The sequence below is a fragment of the Kitasatospora sp. MY 5-36 genome (assembly GCF_001182915.1).
Lineage (GTDB): Bacteria > Actinomycetota > Actinomycetes > Streptomycetales > Streptomycetaceae > Kitasatospora.
The window spans coordinates 1-18,605 of the sequence record NZ_LFVW01000192.1 but is presented as its reverse complement, the minus strand read 5'-3'; the positions used below and the strand labels follow the sequence as shown (position 1 = coordinate 18,605).

Sequence of the window (18,605 nt, the reverse complement as noted above, 5' to 3'; positions counted from 1 at the left end):
CGAGCGGTGACGGGGCGCCGGGGGCGGTGGCGAGGTCGAGCAGGACGTAGCGGCCGCGGCGCAGCAGGGGCAGCAGCGTGCCGCCGCCGTGGACGGCGAGGTCGGGGGCGCGGGTGCCGGTGAGCGGGTGGGCGCCGGACGGGTCGGCGGGCGGGTAGGTGACGGCGAGCCCGGCGGAGCGCAGGGCCAGGGTGTCGGAGAACTCCGGGACGCCGGTGATGAGTTCGCCCAGCAGGTCGCGCATGGCGAGGTTCTCCGGGGTGTAGGTGGTCATCAGGCCGGTCTGCGCGCGGGTGCTGCGCAGCAGCTCGGCGCCGACCGGGTGGCGTTCGGCGTGGTAGCTGTCGAGCAGGCCGTCGGGGGCGGTGCCGGCGAGGGTCTGGGCGAGTTTCCAGCCGAGGTTGCCGGCGTCCTGGAGGCCGACGTTGAGGCCGGGGCCGCCGGCGGGGAAGTGGGTGTGGGCGGCGTCACCGGCGAGCAGGACCCGGCCGTGCCGGTACCGCTCGGCCTGGCGGGTGGCGTTGCCGAAGGTCGAGATCCAGCGCGGGTCGCGCATGCCGTAGTCGGTGCCGGTGATCCGGCGCACCCGGGCGCGGAGCTCCTCGACGGTGGGGGTCTCGGGCCGTTCCCGGACGCTCCGCGCGTCGTTGCCGACCACCCGGTGGAGGCCGTCGGGCAGCGGGAAGACCATGACGGTGCCGTGCTCGTTGGAGACGGAGTGCGCGGCCGGCGGCGCGTCGAGGACGACGTCGGCCATCCAGGCCCAGCGAGTGGCGGCGGTGCCGGGGAATCCGATGCCGGCGGCGGTGCGCACGGTGCTGCGGCTGCCGTCGCAGCCGACCAGGTAGGCCGCGCGCAACTGCCGGGGCCCGGCCGGGGTGTCGACGTCGACGGTCACCGCGTCCTCGTGCCGGGTCAGCCCGGTCACCCGGTGCTCGCGCAGCAGGCGGACGCCGACGGCCTCGGCGTGGGCGGCGATGAGTTCCTCGGTGCGCGCCTGCGGCAGGGCGAGGGTGAACGGGTAGGGCGTGTCCAGCCGGGAGAAGTCCATCCGGCTGGTGAGCGAGGCGAAGTGTCCGCTGGGCACCCGCAGGCCTTCGGCGAGGAACGGCGCCACCAGCCCCCGGGCGGCGAACAGTTCGAGGCTGCGCGGGTGGACGGTGAGGGCGCGGGAGTGCGGGTCGGGCTCGGCCCGGGTCTCCAGCACGGTCACGTCGACGCCGTGGAGCCGCAGTTCGCAGGCGAGCCAGAGGCCGACCGGTCCGCCGCCGGCGATGACGACCTGGTGCGTGGTGTCCGGTGCGGGGGCGGGGGCGTGCGTGCTGGTGTGCGTGGCTTCGGACATGGCGAAGCCCCCTTTCTTGGTCACTGACCAACGATGGCTCCTCCAGTACACTTGGTCGGTGACCAAGAATCAACCCCGGGCCACCGCGCGGCCCCGGCTCGACCCGACCGCCGTGGTGAACGCCGCGCTCGAACTGCTCGACGAGAAGGGCGCCGACGCCGTGTCCCTGCGCGGCACGGCCGAACGCCTCGGCGTACGGATGAACACCGTGCTCTGGCACGCCAAGACCAAGGCGCGGCTGCTGGAGCTGATGGCCGAGGCGATCGTCGCCGAGGTCCGGTTCTCCGACCTGCCCGAGGCCCCGGCCGAGCGCGTGCGCGAACTGGCCCGCCGCTACCGCCGCAGCCTGCTCGCCCACCGCGACGGCGCGGCCGTCGTCGCGGGCACCTACGCCGCCGAGCCCGCGACCCTCGGCTTCGCCGACCACGTCGTGGCGGCCCTGCTCAGCACCGGACTCGACGAACGCCGGGCCGCCTGGACGTTCTGGAGCATCCAGTACCTGACGCTCGGCCTGACCCAGGAGGAACAGGCCCTCCGCGCCTCCGACGAGGAGCACAGCCTCGGCCCCGCACTCGCCGACGGAGGCTACCCCGCGCTCGACCGGGTGGCCCGGCACATGGAGGACACCGCGTTCGACGAGCGCTTCGAGTTCGGCCTCGACCAGCTGCTGCGCCCCCTCCGGGAGGCCGAGGAGGGGTGACGCGGGCTCCGGGCGGCGGGGCCCGGACACGACGACCGGCAGGCCGTCCGGCTTTCGTCATGCGGCACGGACTCGACACCGCGCTCCGGTGGACGCCGGTGGTGAACGCCCGCCCGCTGCGCCGGGTGCGCGCCCTGGTGCGACGGCGGCGGGCGTCGCACACTGGCGGGGCGACAGTAACCCCGGGTAACGCACGCGCCACCGTCAGCAGGGGGATGCCGATGGAGTACGTACCGATCCTGCGTGGCAAGGCGGGCGAGTTCATCGCCCTTCGCAACATCAGCGCCGACGTCCAGGCGCGCATCCGCCCGCTCCTCGAAGTCCACCCCGACCAGCGCCTGGCCGACGTCGTGCAGACCTTCGCCGACCACGCCGGGGACCACCTGCCCGGCAACCTCACCGTGACCGTCGACTGCGGGCAGCTCTGGCAGTACGGCGCCGTGGGGACCGGCTTCCGCGGCCACGCGATGCGCTGGCTCAGCGACGCCTTCCGCGAGTGGCTCCACACGCTCGTCCCCGCCTTCCGCACCACCGACCCGGACGGCTCCCTCGACGAGACCCGCCAGGCCCAGCTCGCCCACGGCGCCGGAGGGTGCCTGCGCGTCGACCTCAACCACCTGCCCCACGGCCCCCGGGAACTGACCGAGGACGTCCGCCGCACCCTCGACGCCGTCGTGCTCAAGCCGCCGGACACCGACCTGCTGCTCGACGCCGGCTACCTCCCCGACGCCGACACGGTCACCGGCCTCGTGCCACGGGCAACCGAGGTCCTGGCCTGGGCCCGCGCACTGCCCTGGCGGCGCATCGCGCTCGCCGGCGGCGCGTTCCCGCCGTCCCTGCGCCGCGTCACGCCCCACGTCCTCACCGCGCTGCGCCGCCACGACCTCGACCTCTGGGAGCGCGTCGCCCGACGGGCCGGAGGCCGACCGCCCGACTTCGGCGACCACGGCGTCACCCACCCCGAGCCGCCCGCTCCCGCCCGCGTGCGAGCCGCACCCGTCAACCTGCGCTACACCAGCGGGCGGCACTGGCACGTCGTGCGGGCCGTCGGCATGGCAGGGATCGACACGCTCCGGCTGTGCCGCGAACTCACCCGGGCCGAGGTCTGGTTCGGCGGTCGGACGAACGACGAACTGTCCTGGGGGGACGGTGAGATCCGCCTCCGGGCCGACGGCCTCGCGGCCGGTCCCGGCGGCCCCAGCCAGCGGCGCGCCTGGGAGACCTCCCACCACCTGGCCGCCGTCACCCGGTCCATCGCGGAGCGGGGACGGCCCTGACGGTGCCGCCCGCACGCGGGGCCGTGACGCCTACGGGTGACGCCTACGGGTGACGCCTACTGGCCGACGTCAGGACGGCAAGGCAATTTGGACCGAGCAATGCACCCGCTCGGTGATCATTTGTCGGACAGGCTCCAGCCCTGCCGCTCCAGCCATTCCGAAATCACCTGGTTGGTTTCTTCCGGCATTTCCTCCTGGATCCAGTGACCGCAGTCCAGGCCGACCACTTCCACGTTGGGCACGAACTCTGCCAGTCTTTCGAACCTCGGGATCGCGAAGTCCTGGTCGCCGTAGATCATGAGGGCGGGCTGCTTGATGATCGGGTCCGCGTCCGCCAGCTGGTGCCAGTTGCGGTCGAGGTTCCTGTACCAGTTGATGCCGCCGGTGAATCCCGACGTCTCGAACGCGGCGACGTAGACGGCCAGGTCGCTGTCGCTCATGACGGGCTCACCGAGTGCTGTTTCCGCCTTGGCGAGGTTGATGAACGCCATGCCCGGTTCTGGGGATGCGGGGGGCACGTTCTTCCGGTAGAGGTTGCGGAGGAACCGGGAGGTGTTGGCATCGAATGCGGCGTCCGCGACGCCCGGCTGCCGGTTGAAGTGGACGAAATAGAAGTCGCCGCCGAGGAAGGTCTCCATGACCTCGATCCACGGCGTTTCTCCGCGCTCCTGGTAAGGCAGGCTCAGGTTGATCAGCTTGTTCACCCGGTCGGGGTGCAACAGGGTCAGCCCCCAGACGACGAACGCACCCCAGTCATGGCCGATGAAGGTGGCGTCCTCGTAGCCGTAGTGGTCCAGGAGCGCGACGAGGTCACACGTCAGGTGTTCGATGTCGTAGTCCGTCACCTCGGTCGGGCGGGATGAGTTGCCATAGCCCCGCTGGTTCGGTGCGATGACGTGGTAGCCGGTCGCTGCGAGGACGGGCATCAGGTGACGCCAGGAGAAGGCGTGCTCCGGCCAGCCGTGGCAGAGCACGATGGGCTTGCCCTTGTTCTCTCGGCCTGCCTCGAAGACTTCGAGCTCCACACCATTGACCTGGACGAGGGTGGGCTCGGGAAATTCTGCTGGATTGAACACTGCATTTCCTCTCTGGGGCGTTCGCCGGCGGTCGACCTCCTCGATGAGGCCATGTCGCCATCGTGCTCCCCAAACCGGTCACCCCATGACCGGTTTCCATGAGACTTTTGTCAGCATGCGATCCGATCGGCTGGTGGCCGTACTCCTCCTGCTCCAACGGCGCGAGCAGGTGACAGCCGCAGAGGTCTCCCGAGAGCTGGACGTCTCCGAGCGCACCGCCCGCCGCGACCTCGACGCCCTGGCCATGGCCGGGGTGCCCGTGTACTCCGTACAGGGCCGAGGTGGCGGCTGGCGCCTCGTGGGCGGCGCTCGTACCGACCTGTCCGGCTTGACCGCCAGTGAGGCCCGCGCCCTGTTCCTGGCCGTCGGTCCGGCCTCGGATGCGACGCCGGCGATGAAGGCAGCCCTGCGCAAGCTCGTCCATGCCCTGCCGAAGCCCTTCCAGGTGCAGGCCGAGGCAGCGGCGGCGTCGCTGGTCGTGGACCCGCAGCGATGGGGGGCGAGCCGGATCGAGCACCGGCCGCCGCGCTTCCTCGACGAACTCCAGGACGCGGTGATCAGCGGCGTCCAGGTGTCGCTCGGCTACGTCGACAGCAAAGGCGTCGAAACCCGGAGAACCGTCCACCCGCTGGGCATCGTCGCCAAAGGTCCTGTGTGGTACCTCGTCTCCAACACCGGGACCGGCCGACGGGTCTTCCGGATCGACCGCGTGTCGTCCGCTGACCCGACCGGCGACCCTGTGCACCGACCCGGGGACTTCGACCTTGCCGAGAGCTGGAATGAGATCGCCGAAGAGGTCGATCGCAAACGAACGCCGCTGGAGGTCCAGGCGGTATGCACACCCGACGGGATAGGCATACTCCGGATGGCGCTCGGCGACCGGCTCGACGTGGGAGGTTCCACGACCGATGGCCGCATCGAGGTCGTGATCCGCGGCCCCAATGAGTACATCCTCGCCGGCGAGCTCTCCGGGCTGGTCGAATGGGTCGAGGTGACCGGCCCTCCGGGTGTGCGAGACCACCTGGCCTCGATCGGCAACGCCCTCGTCGAACGATACGGCCGGCCGCGCACCCGCGGAGACCTTCACCCGTCTTGAAGCGGACGAGGCAGGGCTTCGAGAACAGTTCCGTTCAACAGGGTGGGTTCGTCCGTTCGGCAGTCGCCTGGTCACGAGTCGGCGGGTCTGCCGGGCCCTCAGGTTCCGGGGCGCCGGAACGGCTTGAGCCGCACCCCCTCCAGGCTGTCGGCGATCAGCTGGTCCAACCGCCGCTCCCGAGTCTCGTCCCGCTTGGCACTGATCACATGGTGGATCGCCGACTTGCGGTAGGACGGCGCCTGCCCGCTGAACCACTCCCACGCCCGCGGTTCCGCTTGGAAACGAGCCAGCTGCGCCGCCTCGAACTCCCAGACCGGCTTCTCCTCGCGGCCCCGGTCACGGGCTTCGAACACCGCGATGCCGGCCGGCCGCATGAGCCCCTGCGCGGTCAGCTCCTCGATCTTGCGGAGGTTGACCTGGCTCCAGTTGCCGCGCGGCCTGCGCGGGGTGAACCGGATCGTCCAGGAGAAGTCGTCGATCGGGCTCTGCCGGCCGTCGATCCAGCCGTAGCACAGGGCCTGGTCGACCGCCTCCGACCAGCTCAGGGTGGGCTTGCCCGTTCCCTTCTTCCACATGCCCACCCGGCATTCGGAGGCAGTCGCATGGTGCTCCTCCAGCCAGTCCCGGAACTCCTCAGGACTTGAGAAGAAGGTTGGTTCCATGCGCGGTGCTCCCGTCGGTCGTCTCGTCGGTTCCATTGAACCCGTCGGGTGCGACAATCCGAGACCTGGGCGAAGCTGCTGGAACACGTCCAGGTCGACGATGCGGTGGGCCGGGGGGAGTGGACGGTTGCCGTGGACTCCACGGTGTACGGGTGCGGCCCGCGTGTTCAGGCCATTCCCGGGTGCGGGCGCCCGAACCCGTCGCCCTGGCGGGCAGGATGGCCGGCAGCCCGCGCCCCGCCCGGCCGGGCCTCGACGACCGATCGGAAGGCAGGAACCAGCGATGCCGAAGAGCCCACGGCGATTCACGGCGGCGGCCACCGTCTGCGCCGCACTCATCAGTGCGGTGGGCCTCCTCGCACCGACCGCGCAGGCGCAGGTGCGGACAGGGGCACCGGCGTCGGTGCTCGCCGCACCGGACGCGGAGACGGGCCTGCCGAGGGACACCGGAACTCCCCCGGGCACCGAGGGCCAGTCCACCACGGTCACCCGTCCCGACGGCACCCAGGCGCGGTTCGCGGTCTTCTCGACCGACTACGCCACCGGCCAGACCATCTGGTACCAGACGCAGTCCGCCCCCGGTGGCCCGTTCGGCGCCTGGAGCCAGGTCAGCGGCATGAGCCTCAACTTCCAGAACCTGGTGCTCACCGCTGCCGCGGACGCCGACGGCGCCCTGGAGGTGTTCACCATCGGATACCAGTCGTCGGTCCTGGTACGGATCCACCAGGCCGGCCCGGACGGTCCGTGGTCGGCGCCCGAGCCCTTCGGCCCCGCCGGGGCGGGCGTGCCGAGGTTCTTCGGGCCACCGGTGGCCTTCCAGCGGGCGGACGGCACGCTGGCCTTCTTCGAGGTCTACCAGGGTTCGGGCAGCCCGCGGTTGTACGTCAACGAGCAGAGCGCCCCCGGGGTCTGGGGCTCCTGGAGCGACCTGGGATCCGGCCCGCTCCCGGCGGGGGTGGCCACTCCCTCCTCCGTCACGCAGTCGGCGGACGGGCGGCTGACGGTGCTCGCGCACATGTGGAACGCCACGTCGTGGACGGCCCAGATCTCCGAGCAGGCTCCGGGCGGCCCCTGGGGCCCCTGGCAGGACTGCCGGAACGGCGGCTGCGCCGCGGGCTGACCCCGGCACCCGCCACCCGTATCCGAGCGGCGCCCCGCACGTGAACCCCTCCTGGCCTCCCGGGCGTTGCGTGCGGGGCCGGGCCGCCGGTGCCCAGGCCGTTGTCCGGTCCGGGGTCGGGGCCGGTGACGAAGCCGTCCGGGGAAACCGAGATGTCGGCGATGACGCGGGTCATGCCGGGGTGCGTCCGGTCCGCTGCCCGGGGGCGGCGTCTCCGCCTCCGGACTGCCGCTGCCTGGTTCGTGCCCGGGTCGACGGCGCGCGGGCGTAAGGGACACGTGGGGCCGCCGACCCGGGTCGGCGGCCCCACGTTCGTCGTCAGGCGGTGGCGCCCTGACGGCGGGCCAGGGCGTCGGAGGCCTTGGCGGTGGCGTAGAGGGAGACGCCGAGGGCCAGCACGAGGGCGGCGCCGGCCGCGAAGACGGTGCCGGAGGAGACGGCCTTGGCGTCCGAGGCCTCGGCGCGCGCCGATCCGGTGATGAACGGGACGACCGCCAGGACGGCGACGCCGAGGACGACCTCTCCCCACACGACCTTCGGGAAGTGCCGCAGCGTGAGGTGGAGCAGGGAGGAGGTGTCGTCGGTGCGCCGGGCGTGGGCGATGCGGGGCATCAGCCAGAACTGGTTGAAGGCGCCGGCGGTGACGAGGCCGAGGACGAGGAGGACCTTGACGAGCAGGGCGAGGCCGTAGCCGGTGGTCCACAGCTGGGAGACCGCGCCGACGTGCTTCCAGCTGAGCCAGAGGCCGGAGACGGTGACGGCGGCGACGCAGACCATGGCGACCAGGCTGAAGCGGCGCCACAGGTCCGCCCACAGCAGGCCGGCGCCCGTGCCGAGCCGGCCGCGGGTGCCGGCGAGGGCGACGAGCAGGGCGAGGCCGCCGGCCAGACGGTGCCCGAGACGATGTGCGCCTGGTCGAGGAGGAGGTCGAGCCAGCGGTCGAGCCCGGCGGGGGTGGTGGTCGGGACGGCGGCGATCAGGGTGACGGCGAGGGCGACCGGCAGCGCGGTGAGCGCTATCGCGTCGACGTGGCGGCGTACGGCCGGGACGAACAGGGCGGCCAGCAGGACGGCCGTCGCGGCCAGGACGGCGTTCTGGACGAGGTAGACGGTGCCCTGGGCGATCCAGGCGCCCTTGGCGGCCGGGGCCTGGAGGTAGTCCCAGAGCCTGCCGGGGGCGAGGGCGTCACCGAAGGGCATGCCCTTGCCGGCGCGGGCGAGGCGGGCGGCGAGCTGGAAGTAGCCGGCGACCAGGAGGACCACGCCGGACGCGGCCAGGCAGGTCGCGGCCCTGGCGCGCAGGACCCTGGAGTCGTCGGGGTCCGCGCCGCGCAGGGCGGGGCGGACGGTGGTGGCGTAGGTGACGGTGGTGCCGATGGCCGCGCTGAGGCCGAGGAAGTAGCCGGCCTTGGTCAGGAGGCGCCACAGCGGGGGCAGGACGTACGGGGTGGCGGTGGCGGCGAGCGAGGCAGCGTGCATGGGGGAGTCTCACGTGGTGGTGGGTGGATGCGGAGCAGGGTGGTGCGCCGGAGGGCGGGCGGGGTGGCACCCGTCCTCCGGCACCGCCGACGGGCTGTCAGGCACCGCCGACGGGCTGTCAGGCTCCGGCGGCGACGGCGTCGGGTGCCGTGGCGGCCCTGGCGGTGAGGGCGCGGCCGTAGCGGCGCAGCAGGAGGACCGCGGTGGTGGCGAGGCCGATCAGCAGGCCGAACCAGAGGCCGCGGGTCTCGCCGCCGAGGGGGTAGGCGAGGAGCCAGGAGGCGGGCAGGCCGACGGCCCAGTAGCCGACGAGGGTGATGCGGAAGCCGCTCCTGGTGTCGTCGAGGCCGCGCAGCAGGCCGACGCCGATGTTCTGGGCGCAGTCGAAGAACTGCAGGACGGCGACGACGACGAGCAGGCCGGTGGCGATCTCCAGGCCCTGCTGGTCGGTGGGCGCGTTGGGGTCGAAGTAGGGGCGCAGGACGAGGTCCGGGAGCGCGAGGTAGAGGGTGCCGACGACCGTCATCACCACGGCGCCGCAGGCGAGCGCGGTGTTCTTGATGCGGCGGGCGGCGGCGTACTCGCCGAGGGCGAGTTCGCGGCTGACGTTGATGGACGCGGCGTGCGAGAGGCCGACGGCGACCTGGAAGACGATGTAGATCAGCTGGTTGACGGCGGTGTGGGCGGCGAGCGCGGCGGGGCCGAAGCTGCCGGCGAGCAGCGCGGTGACGGAGAAGAACCCGGCCTCGGAGCCGTAGGTGGCGGCGATCGGCGTGCCGAGGCCGAGCAGGCGGCGGACGGTCGCGGCGTCGGCGCGCCAGAAGTCCAGGCTCAGCAGCGGCGCCAGCCGGTCGTCGCGGCGGGCGGAGGCGTAGAGGGCGAGGAAGGACAGCAGGTAGACGCTGCTGGTGGCGACGCCGATGCCGGTGAGGCCGAGCCGGGGCAGGCCCCAGGTGCCGTGGATGAAGGCCCAGTTGAGGGCGGCGTTGACGGCGACGGAGGCGAGGGTGATCCGCAGCAGGGCCTGGGGGCGGCGCATGCCGACGGTGAACTGGCGGATCGCCTGGAACCAGAGGCAGGGCACGAGGCCGGGGGCGAGGGCGGCGAGCATGCCCTGGGCGCGGTGGGCGACCTCCGCGTCCTGGCCGAGCCAGGTGGCGGCCTGGCCGATGAGGACCATCAGGACGGCGCCGGCCAGTCCGGCGAGGGTGGCGACGGCCATCGCGGCCCGCACCAGGCCCCGGACTTCCTGGTCGGCGGCGTCGGTGTCGGCGTCGGCGTCGGTTCCAGCGGGCTCGGCGGTTCCGGCGCGTTCGGCCCGGGCCGCCGCGGCCGCCACCTGGTTGCCGACGGAGGTGACCAGCCCGACGCCCATGGTGCGGAGCTGGTTGAAGATCACCAGGGCGAGGCCGCCGGCCGCGAGGGCCTCGGTGCCCAGGACGCCCATCATGATCGTGTCGGTGGTGGTGAGGGCGACCTGGGCGAGCTGGGTGAGGGCGAGCGGTACGGCGAGGGCGGCGAGCGCGCGGCTGTCGCGCGCCAGGGTGGTCAGCTGCTGCATGGTGGGTGTCACGTCTCTGGGTGTCACGTCTCTGGAGGTGTCAGGGCCTGCGGAGTTTGCCGAGGGATTCGTCGATGTCGGTCTCGACGGCCTCGTCGAGGAGGTCGCGGGCCGTCATCCAGTCGTCGTTGAAGACGGTGTCCAGGTACTTCTCCCCGCCGTCGTTGATGAACGCGACCATAACGGCGTCCGGCGGCAGGGTCGTCAGGCGGGTCAGGGCGTCGTGGACGACGCCGCCGGCGGAGCCGCCGATGAGCAGCCCGGTGCGGCGGGCGACGACGCGGGCGGTGGCGAAGGCCTCGATGTCGCCGACCTTGACGCCCTCGTCGATGAGGTCGTAGTCGACGAGCAGGCCGATGGTGGCGCCCTCGGGGGTGCCGGTGCCGGACTGGTAGTAGTCGTGGGCGGGCGGGCCGAAGGCGATGGAGCCCTTCGGTTCGACGCCGACGACCGTCACGTCCGGCACGTACGCCTTGAGCTCGCGGGCGGTGCCGCACAGCCCGCCGCCGGTGCCGACGGCGCCGACCAGCACGTCGACCCGGTTGTCCAGGGCCTGGGCGATCTCCCGGCCGACCGCGTGGTAACCGACCGCGTTGCTGGGGTTGTTGTGCTGCTCGGTGAAGAAGGTGTTGTCCTTGCCGCGGGCCATCTCCTCGGCGAGCTCCTCGCGGGCGGCGGTGTGCAGCTCCTCGCCGTCGGTGTCCGCGTCGACGTACACCAGCTCGGTGCCCATGGCCTTCATGCCGCGCAGCTTGTCGGCGGCGGCGTGGTTGTCGACGACGGCGGTGAAGCGGTAGCCGCGTTCGGCGGCGACCACGGCCAGCCCGAGGCCGGTGTTGCCGGAGGTGGACTCGATGATGTGGCCGCCCTCGCGCAGCTGTCCGCGCTCCTCGGCGTCGAGGACCATCTGCCGGGCCATGCGGATCTTGGCGCTGCCGGTGGGGTTGAACATCTCCAGTTTGAGGAGCAGGCGGGCGCCGTTGTCGGCGCGGGCGAGTTCGAACAGCGGGGTGTAGCCGATGAGGTCGGAGATCCGGGTGACCACCGGGGGGCGGTGCAGGGCGTCGGTCATGGCGGGGGGCTTTCTGGTGAGCGCGGTGGGCGGCGTCGGATCAGTGGGATCAGAGGGCGGGGCGGCGGTCGAGGCGCCAGCGCGGTCGGCCGTCCTCGTGCTGGACGACGACCTTGGCCGGCAGGGGGAGGTCGTGGAAGGGGGACTCGTTGGAGTCCATCTGGTAGCCGGCGGTGTTGGGGTAGACGAGGAGGTCGCCGACCCGGGGCCGGGCGGGGAAGGGGATCTTGCGCCAGGTCAGGAGGTCGGAGTCGAGGCAGCTGGCGCCGCCGACGCACGCCCGGTACTCCTCGGCCGGCTGGCCGGGAGAGCGGGGCAGGAGTACGGGCTCGGGCAGGTACTCGCTGTTGAACCACTGCTCGGACAGGCTCAGGCTGGTGCCGTCGACGGTGACGATGCCGTATCCGGCCCGGTCCTTGACGCCCTGGACGACGAAGACGGAGGAGCCGGCCCGGTCGAGCAGCGCGCGTCCGGGTTCCAGCAGCAGCGTCACGCCGGCCTCCCGCAGCCGCTCGGCCAGGTCGGGCCCCTGCCCGCCCGGGCGGCCGGTGAGGATCGAGCGCAGCGCGTCGGCCCCGGCGACGGGGGAGTGGTAGGGGTAGAAGTCGCCCGTGGTGAACGTCCGGCCGCCGTGGTAGTGCCCGGGCTCCTGCTCGGCGAGGAACAGCTCCCAGGCGTCGGCGGGCACGTAGTCGACGGCGAAGCCGCCGCCGATGCTGATCCGGTCCGCCGGCAGGCCCAGCGCCCGGGCCTTGAGGCACAGGTCGACGAGTTCGCCCGCGAGGTCGGTGCGCGGCCGCACCTCGTAGCCGGACAGGTGGAAGCTGAAGCCCTCCATCCGGACCCGCTCACCGGCCGCGGCGCAGCGCGACAGCGCGGCGTCCAGCTGGTCGTCGTCGAGGCCGAAGCGGCTGCGGGGCTGGGCCGGCGGGTGACGGCGCAGCAGGAGGCGGACGGGCCGGGGGACGTCCAGGTGCAGGACGCGCTCCAGTTCGTCGAGGGCGTCGACGGCGATCAGCGCGCCCTGGAGGGCCGCGATGCGCAGCAGGGCCTCGGACTTGGCGGGGCCGGTGACGACGAGGTCCTCGCCGCGCACGCCGTGGCCGAGCGCCTCGCGCAGCTCGCCGAGCGAGGCGACGTCGACCCCGGCCCCGGTGGCGGCGCAGTGTTCGACGAACGCGGCGGCCTTGTTGGCCTTCTTGGCGTAGTAGACCCGCCCGTCCACGCCGGTGTCGGCGAGGACGGCGCGGAACGCGGCGAGGTTGGCGTCGAAGCGCTCGGGCAGCAGGTAGTGGAACCCTCCGCCGAGGCCGTGGGCGAGTTCGTGGAGCAGGCCGCTCGCGTGGAGGCGCTCGGCGAGGGGGTCGGGGTGGGCGGGCAGGGTCAGCGCCACAGGTCCACCTCGGTGCCCAGGCCCTGGTCGGCGGCGAGTTGGGCGAAGCGGTGGCCGAGCGCGATGTCGGTGACGACCAGGCCGCTGTTGTAGGCGAAGATCCGCTGGTCGGGTGCGGTACGGGCGTTGGAGGCGCCGGAGACGGCGGCGGGCAGTTCCAGGTCGACGGCGGGCAGGGTGCCGTCGGCGTCGGCCATGTCGGTGCCGGTGACGCGCATCTGGGCCTCGCTGGTGGCGATCACCCGGTCCGCGCGGTGCAGCGTGGACGGGGCGAGGCCGTGGCCGACGAGGATCGCGGTCGCGCCGGGCTTCAGCCAGTCGGCCTCGACGGCGGCGGGGGTGTGGCCGCCGGCGGTGGCGACGATGACGTCCGCGTCCCGGGCGGCCGCTTCGAGGTCGGTGACCAACTCCAGCTCGCGGCCGGGGAAGTGGCGCTCCAGCTCCTGGCGGACGGCGGCGATGCCGTCGGGGTGGGTGCCGGAGAGCAGCAGGCGCTTCAGCCCGGGCAGCGTGGTGAGCAGGAACGGCAGCGCGAGGCGGCCCTGGGTGCCGGTGCCGATCACCAGCGCGGTGGCGGCGTCGGGGGAGGCGCACTCGCGGGCCAGCAGGGCGGAGACGGCCGGGGTGCGCAGCGAGCCGATGCGGGAGCAGTCCATCATGGCGACCGGCAGGCCGGTGACGTCGTCGTAGACGGTCAGCGTCGTGTAGTAGTGCTGCTCGTCGCGGCCCTTGTCCAGGCCGTGCTTGTACGAGGTCTTGAACGCGACGACGTTGCGCACCCCGTCGCGGCCGAGCATGGCGTAGGAGACGGAGTGGCCGTCGGCGGGCCGGACGGTGAGCTTGCGGGGGTTGTCGGACCGGCCGGCGGCCAGGGTGCGGTAGGCCTGTTCGACGGTGTCGACGACGTCGGCCAGGGTGATGTCCAGGCCGGCGAGGTCGCTGGTGGAGAGTACGCGCAGGGTGGTGTCGTCCCGGTCCACGCGGGTGCCCTTTCGGTTCGGTGAGGCGGCGTCTGGAAAAGCAGGGGGAGAGCGGGCGGTCAGGAGGCCCAGGCGGTGAGGGCGGCCTGGCCGTAGCCGTGCTCGTCGTGCTCGGCGAGCGGGCGGGTGGGGCGGTCCTCGACCCGGACGGAGGCGCGCTTGAGCCAGCGGTCGGTGCCGTCGTAGCGGGCCCGGAAGGGGACGCGGCCGTGGACGACGAGGTCGTTGTCGACGACCAGGACGTCGCCCGGCTCCAGGCTCACCGCGACGGACACCCGGGCCAGCTCCTCGCCCAGGCGCTCGTAGGCGCCGCGCCAGGCCTCGTCCGTCCCCTCCAGCGGGGTGTAGGCGGGGTCGTAGCGCATGGTCAGGCCGTCGGGGGAGTCGAAGAGGGTGGGCACCGGGGCGGGCCGTCCGGGGAACTGCTGGGCCTGCTCGTAGGCGTCGTCGGGCAGGATCGGCGCGACGGGCCGCTTCAGCTGGTCCAGGTCGGCCTGGGCGAGCGCGGTCAGCCGTACGCCGGCCGCGGTGGTGGCGATCCGGTCGTGGTTGCGCATGCAGCAGAGCAGCAGCAGGTGGGCGCGGCCGGGGTGGAAGGCGTCCTCGGTGTGTGGGGTGAGCAGGACGGAGCTGGAGGCGCCGGTCTGCTCGCTCTCGTGCCCGGGCGAGGGCACGATGTTGTGCACGAACCGGCCGTCCTGCTGGCCGTCCCAGGCGATCGGGGTGCCCATCAGGGCGGAGACCAGCAGCAGCGTCACGTCCCACAGCGCGCCGGCGTCGCCGACGGTCGACCAGTGGCCGGGCGTGGGGCCGAGTTCGGTGTCGTCGGGGCGCAGGCCGCGCAGCACGAACAGGCCGTCGGCGGTGTCCACCGGGCGCAGCGCGTGCCGGAGTTCCGCGCTGAGTCGGGTGCGGGTCGCGGGCAGGTCGGCCAGCAGGTCGGGGCTGGTGGCGGAGCCGTGGCGGGCCAGCAACTCGGCGGCGGTGTCGGTCAGTTCCTGGGCGGTGGCGGTGTCGAGGCGGCGTACCGGGGCAGGGCAGGTGGGCACGGCGGGACCTTCCGGGGGCGGGACGGGAGAGGGCGTGCGAGCACGCGGCATCACCGCACCGGTGTGGGACGGGCGGGAGCAGCGCGTGGGGCGTGGGTCCGGGGCGGCTCGAACGGCCGGACGACATGAACGTAACAACGACTTCGAAGTAAGGCAAGCCTTACCCAAATCGGATGTCTACATTTACGTAGTCTCGGCTTCCGGTGGCGGCGCACAGGCCGCGCAGGGTCAATCCTGCTGCTCACGCGGTGTTTTGAGAGTGAGGAGCGCATGGCCGGGATGAGCGTGCGCTCCGCCGGGCGGGTTGCGGGCGGCCTCGAACTTAGGGTAGGTAAGCCTAAGCAAAACGAGCTCAACCCGAAACGAGGAACGAACGTGCGCGTCACCCGACGACAGCTGCTGTGGGCCGGTGCCGGTATCGGGGCGGCCGGTGCGCTGGCCGCCTGCGGCAGCGGCACGGGCGGATCCAAGGACGCCGCACCGGCCGGTACGGCGTCCGCACAGCCCCGCGCCGGGGGAACACTGAAGGTCGGCGCCCTCGGCAAGGCCTCGGCGATCACCCGTGACCCGCACGGCACCCAGGCCAACGAGAGCGACTATCTGATCATCAGTCTGCTCTACGACACCCTCGCGATACCCGGGGACACCGCCAACACCGTCCCGCGCCTGGCCGCCTCCTGGAAGCCGTCGGAGGACCTGACGACCTGGCGCTTCACGATCGCCGACGGCGCCGTCTTCCACGACGGCACCCCCGTCACCGCCGACGACGTCGTCTGGTCGTTGCGGCGCCTGCGCGACACCCCGGCCGGCAAGAGCCGCCTGCCCGGCATCCAGCCCGAGGGCATCAGGGCCGAGGACCCGAAGACCGTCGTCCTGGTCTCCGACTACCCCAACGCGGACCTGCCGCTGCAGACCCGCCTCACCACCTTCGTCCTCAAGAAGGACACCAAGGACGACGCGATCGCCGGAGCCCCCGGCACCGGCCCGTTCAAGCTCGACTGGTACCGCGACGGCAACGCCCGCCTGGTGCGCAACGACCAGTGGTACGGCGGCAAGGTCCTCCTCGACGCCGTCGAGGTCCGCCTCTTCGAGAGCCCCCAGGCCATGGCGAACGCCCTGCTCGCCGGGCAGATCGACGTCGCCTCCAACGTCGGCGCCGTCGCCGCCCGCACCGCCGAGGCCCGCAAGGACGTTCAGATCCTGCGCCGCCCCAACGACATGGCGATGCCGATCGTCATGCGCACCGCCGACGGCCCCTTCGCCGACCCCCGGGTGCGCGAGGCGCTGAAGCTGGCGGTCGACCGCGACGCGATGGTCAAGCAGGTCCTCTCCGGCTACGGCAGCGTCGCCAACGACATCCTCGGCACCGGCGACCCCGCCCTCGCCAAGGACATCCCCCAGCGCACCCGCGACCTCGCCAAGGCCAAGCAGCTCCTCGCGGACGCCGGATTCGACACCTCCCGGACCTACGACCTCATCACCACCGAGGACATCTCCGGCCTGGCCGAGTCCGCGACCCTGTTCGCCACCCAGGTCCGCGAGGCCGGCGTGAAGATCAACGTCGTCAAGCAGGACTCCAAGGTGTTCTGGGACGCCACCTGGCTCAAGGGCACGCTCTACACGACGTACTGGGGCACCAACGACTCGGTCGTCTTCTTCGCCTCCAAGACGATGCTCTCCGACGCCGGCCAGAACGAGTCCGGCTTCAAGGAGCCCGCCTTCGACGAGGCCTACCGCACCGCCATGGGCACCGCCGACGCCGCCGCGCGCGGCACGCTGCTGCACCAGCTCCAGGAGATCGAGTTCGCCAGGTCCGGCTACCTGCTGTGGGGTATGGCCGACGGCATCGACCTCGCCGGCGCCGCCGTGCGCGACCTGCCCAAGCTCCCCGGCTACGGCCGCGTCCAGCTCGAGAAGACCTGGCTGTCCCGTTGACCACCCTTCAGCCGCACGGCGTCCCGGCCCGCATCCTCCCCGGTGCGGGCCGGGTCGCCCGGCAGGCCGCCCGGCGCCTGGCCATGCTCGTCGTCCTGCTCGCCGGCGTCTTCGCCGCCGTCGAGCTCCTCCCCGGCGACGCCGCCGGCGCGACCTCCGACCGCGGCGTCACCGCCGCCGACCTCGCCGCCCGCCGCACCGCCCTCGGGCTCGACCGCCCGGTCGTGGAACGCTTCTGGGACTGGATGACCGGCCTGCCCACCGGCGACCTCGGCACCACCGCGCGCGGCCAGCACGTCACCGACGTCCTCGCCGGCCCCTTCCCCAACACCCTGCTGCTCGGCACCCTGGCCCTCGCCCTGAGCACCATCGGCGCCCTCGCGCTCGGGAGTTGGGCCGCGCTGCGCCCCGGCGGGCGCACCGACCGGGCCGTCGACGCGCTCTCCACCGCCGCGTTCGCCCTGCCGGAGTTCGTCGTCTCCGTCGCCCTGCTGCTCCTGCTCTCCCAGTGGACCGGCTGGCTGCCCGCCGTCACCCTCACCGGCCCCGACGGTGCCCCCGAATCGTGGACCATGCTCGTCCTGCCACTGCTCTCCCTGGCCGTCCCCCAGATCGGCTGGAACACCCGCATCGTGCGCGGCGCCCTCGCCGACCAGGCCGCGCTGCCGCACGTCCAGGCCGCCGTCCTCGACGGCCTGCCGCGCCGGCGCGTCCTCGGCCACCACATGCTCCCCGGCGCGCTGCCCGCCATCGCCGTCGGCATCGCCACCTCCGCCGGCATGCTGCTGGGCGGCACCGTCGTCGTCGAGACCCTCTTCAACTACCCCGGCATCGGCGCCGTCCTGGCCGGAGCCATCACCGACCGCGACACCCCGCTCATCGCCGGCGTCGTGGCCGCGGCCGGCGCCGCCATCAGCCTGCTCCTGCTGCTGGCCGACCTCGTCCGCACCACCGCCCTCGGAGAGGAGCGCCGATGACCGCCGACGCCCCGACAGCAGCGGCCCCCGCGCCCGCCACCCGGCGCACGGCGCGCGCCCTCGTCCGCGCCGTCCCCGCGCTGCTCCTCGTCCTCCTCGCCCTCGTGGGGCCGTTCCTGGCGCCCCACCCGATCGACACCCCGGTCACCTTCCCGTACGCCGGGGCCGGCGCCGACGCGCCGCTCGGCGGCGACCAGCTCGGCCGCGACGTCCTCAGCCGCCTGCTGACCGGCGGCGCGCCCCTGATCGCCACCGCCCTGGTTATCGCCCTCGTCGTCACCGCCGCCGCCACCGCCCTCGGCATCCTCGCCGCCCTGCGGCCCCGGCTGGGCCGGTGGATCGAACGCCTCGCCGACCTGACGATCCTCCTGCCCTCCGTCCTCGCCATCATGCTCATCGCCCTGGCCTGGCCCGCCGGGGGACGCCTGGCCGTCGCGGCCGCCGCCGTCCTCCTGGGCATCCCGTACGCGGTGCGCATCGTCGCCGCCGCGGCCGCCCCCATCGCCGCCACCGGCTACATCGAGGCGGCGGCCGCGGGCGGCGAACGGCTGGGGCACCTGATGCTCCGCGAGGTCCTGCCCAACCTGCGCTCCACCCTGCTGGCGCTGTTCGGTCTGCGCTTCGTCGAAGGCGTCTACATCGTCTCCGTCGCCGCGTTCCTCCAGCTCGGCCCCCAACCACCCGAGGCCGACTGGGCGCTGATGATCCGCGAGAACGCGGCGGGCATCACCCTCAACCCCTGGGCCGTCGGCGCGCCCTGCCTGGCCATCGGCCTGCTCGCCATCAGCGTCAACCTCGCCGCCGAAGCCCTCGCCCCCGCCCGGCCCACCCCGGAGACCCCGCTGTGAGCACCCCCGCTGTGAGCGCCCCCGCCCCCGCCCCCG

The 18,605-nt window shown here is 73.1% G+C and carries 16 protein-coding genes; 7 read left to right on the top strand and 9 right to left on the bottom strand.

Annotation, left to right across the window (positions count from 1 at the left end):
* Positions 1–1,345 (bottom strand): FAD-dependent monooxygenase (locus tag AE652_RS14205; RefSeq protein ID WP_053112066.1); only part of this gene is annotated, 1,345 nt, incomplete at its 3' end.
* Positions 1,346–1,403: 58 nt separating this feature from the next.
* On the opposite strand from AE652_RS14205, the gene AE652_RS14200 reads away from it, so the two are divergent.
* Positions 1,404–2,045, top strand: coding sequence for a TetR/AcrR family transcriptional regulator C-terminal domain-containing protein (locus AE652_RS14200; RefSeq protein ID WP_049651708.1), 642 nt, complete (start codon positions 1,404–1,406; stop codon positions 2,043–2,045).
* Between the two features lie 221 nt (positions 2,046–2,266).
* Positions 2,267–3,322, top strand: a complete 1,056-nt coding sequence (locus tag AE652_RS14195) for a beta family protein (protein WP_049651707.1) — start codon at positions 2,267–2,269, stop codon at positions 3,320–3,322.
* 116 nt (positions 3,323–3,438) lie between these two features.
* Here the strand turns inward: AE652_RS14195 and AE652_RS14190 are convergent, their stop codons facing one another.
* Positions 3,439–4,398, bottom strand: a complete 960-nt coding sequence (locus tag AE652_RS14190) for an alpha/beta fold hydrolase (protein ID WP_049651706.1) — start codon at positions 4,396–4,398, stop codon at positions 3,439–3,441.
* Between the two features lie 115 nt (positions 4,399–4,513).
* On the opposite strand from AE652_RS14190, the gene AE652_RS14185 reads away from it, so the two are divergent.
* Complete coding sequence (locus AE652_RS14185) at positions 4,514–5,494, top strand: YafY family protein (RefSeq protein WP_049651711.1); 981 nt, start codon at positions 4,514–4,516, stop codon at positions 5,492–5,494.
* Positions 5,495–5,592: 98 nt separating this feature from the next.
* Here the strand turns inward: AE652_RS14185 and AE652_RS14180 are convergent, their stop codons facing one another.
* Positions 5,593–6,156, bottom strand: coding sequence for a YdeI family protein (locus AE652_RS14180; protein WP_049651705.1), 564 nt, complete (start codon positions 6,154–6,156; stop codon positions 5,593–5,595).
* Between the two features lie 283 nt (positions 6,157–6,439).
* On the opposite strand from AE652_RS14180, the gene AE652_RS14175 reads away from it, so the two are divergent.
* On the top strand, positions 6,440–7,276 hold the full coding sequence (locus AE652_RS14175; RefSeq protein ID WP_049651704.1) for a hypothetical protein: 837 nt from the start codon (positions 6,440–6,442) through the stop codon (positions 7,274–7,276).
* A gap of 318 nt (positions 7,277–7,594) precedes the next feature.
* Here AE652_RS14175 and AE652_RS14170 read toward each other — a convergent pair whose 3' ends face one another.
* The 6 genes from AE652_RS14170 to AE652_RS14140 all read right to left on the bottom strand — a co-directional run bounded on the left by AE652_RS14170 (position 7,595) and on the right by AE652_RS14140 (position 14,809).
* Positions 7,595–8,053, bottom strand: a complete 459-nt coding sequence (locus AE652_RS14170; RefSeq protein WP_049651703.1) for a CopD family protein — start codon at positions 8,051–8,053, stop codon at positions 7,595–7,597.
* Positions 8,054–8,872: 819 nt separating this feature from the next.
* Complete coding sequence (locus AE652_RS14160) at positions 8,873–10,315, bottom strand: MATE family efflux transporter (RefSeq protein WP_049651701.1); 1,443 nt, start codon at positions 10,313–10,315, stop codon at positions 8,873–8,875.
* A gap of 40 nt (positions 10,316–10,355) precedes the next feature.
* Positions 10,356–11,387, bottom strand: a complete 1,032-nt coding sequence (locus tag AE652_RS14155; protein ID WP_049651700.1) for a cysteine synthase family protein — start codon at positions 11,385–11,387, stop codon at positions 10,356–10,358.
* 49 nt (positions 11,388–11,436) lie between these two features.
* The gene (locus tag AE652_RS14150) at positions 11,437–12,780 is read right to left on the bottom strand and encodes an amino acid decarboxylase (RefSeq protein ID WP_049651699.1); all 1,344 of its coding nucleotides are present in this window, start codon (positions 12,778–12,780) and stop codon (positions 11,437–11,439) included.
* Positions 12,771–13,760, bottom strand: coding sequence for an ornithine cyclodeaminase family protein (locus AE652_RS14145; protein ID WP_199823096.1), 990 nt, complete (start codon positions 13,758–13,760; stop codon positions 12,771–12,773). The genes AE652_RS14150 and AE652_RS14145 overlap by 10 nt, the downstream gene beginning before the upstream one ends.
* Positions 13,761–13,819: 59 nt before the next feature.
* Positions 13,820–14,809, bottom strand: a complete 990-nt coding sequence (locus AE652_RS14140; protein WP_049651698.1) for a TauD/TfdA family dioxygenase — start codon at positions 14,807–14,809, stop codon at positions 13,820–13,822.
* A gap of 375 nt (positions 14,810–15,184) precedes the next feature.
* Between AE652_RS14140 and AE652_RS14135 the strand changes: the two genes are divergently transcribed.
* The 3 genes from AE652_RS14135 to AE652_RS14125 are packed head-to-tail and all read left to right on the top strand — an operon-like array spanning position 15,185 to position 18,569.
* Positions 15,185–16,744, top strand: coding sequence for an ABC transporter substrate-binding protein (locus AE652_RS14135; RefSeq protein WP_049651697.1), 1,560 nt, complete (start codon positions 15,185–15,187; stop codon positions 16,742–16,744).
* Positions 16,741–17,721 carry an ABC transporter permease gene (locus tag AE652_RS14130; RefSeq protein WP_369808294.1) on the top strand — a complete coding sequence of 327 codons (981 nt, stop codon included), beginning with the start codon at positions 16,741–16,743 and terminating at the stop codon, positions 17,719–17,721. The genes AE652_RS14135 and AE652_RS14130 overlap by 4 nt, the downstream gene beginning before the upstream one ends.
* Positions 17,718–18,569 (top strand): ABC transporter permease, encoded by an 852-nt coding sequence (locus AE652_RS14125; RefSeq protein ID WP_049651696.1) that lies wholly within the window; start codon positions 17,718–17,720, stop codon positions 18,567–18,569. The genes AE652_RS14130 and AE652_RS14125 overlap by 4 nt, the downstream gene beginning before the upstream one ends.
* Positions 18,570–18,605: the final 36 nt, after the last annotated feature.

Bases quoted from the DNA above. Each gene is read 5' to 3' on its own strand.
- AE652_RS14160 (WP_049651701.1), bottom strand. From the start codon at position 10,315: ATGCAGCAGCTGACCACCCTGGCGCGCGACAGCCGCGCGCTCGCCGCC.
- AE652_RS14180 (WP_049651705.1), bottom strand. From the start codon at position 6,156: ATGGAACCAACCTTCTTCTCAAGTCCTGAGGAGTTCCGGGACTGGCTG.
- AE652_RS14125 (WP_049651696.1), top strand. From the start codon at position 17,718: ATGACCGCCGACGCCCCGACAGCAGCGGCCCCCGCGCCCGCCACCCGG.
- AE652_RS14195 (WP_049651707.1), top strand. From the start codon at position 2,267: ATGGAGTACGTACCGATCCTGCGTGGCAAGGCGGGCGAGTTCATCGCC.
- AE652_RS14155 (WP_049651700.1), bottom strand. From the start codon at position 11,387: ATGACCGACGCCCTGCACCGCCCCCCGGTGGTCACCCGGATCTCCGAC.
- AE652_RS14175 (WP_049651704.1), top strand. From the start codon at position 6,440: ATGCCGAAGAGCCCACGGCGATTCACGGCGGCGGCCACCGTCTGCGCC.
- AE652_RS14170 (WP_049651703.1), bottom strand. From the start codon at position 8,053: ATGGTCTGCGTCGCCGCCGTCACCGTCTCCGGCCTCTGGCTCAGCTGG.
- AE652_RS14185 (WP_049651711.1), top strand. From the start codon at position 4,514: ATGCGATCCGATCGGCTGGTGGCCGTACTCCTCCTGCTCCAACGGCGC.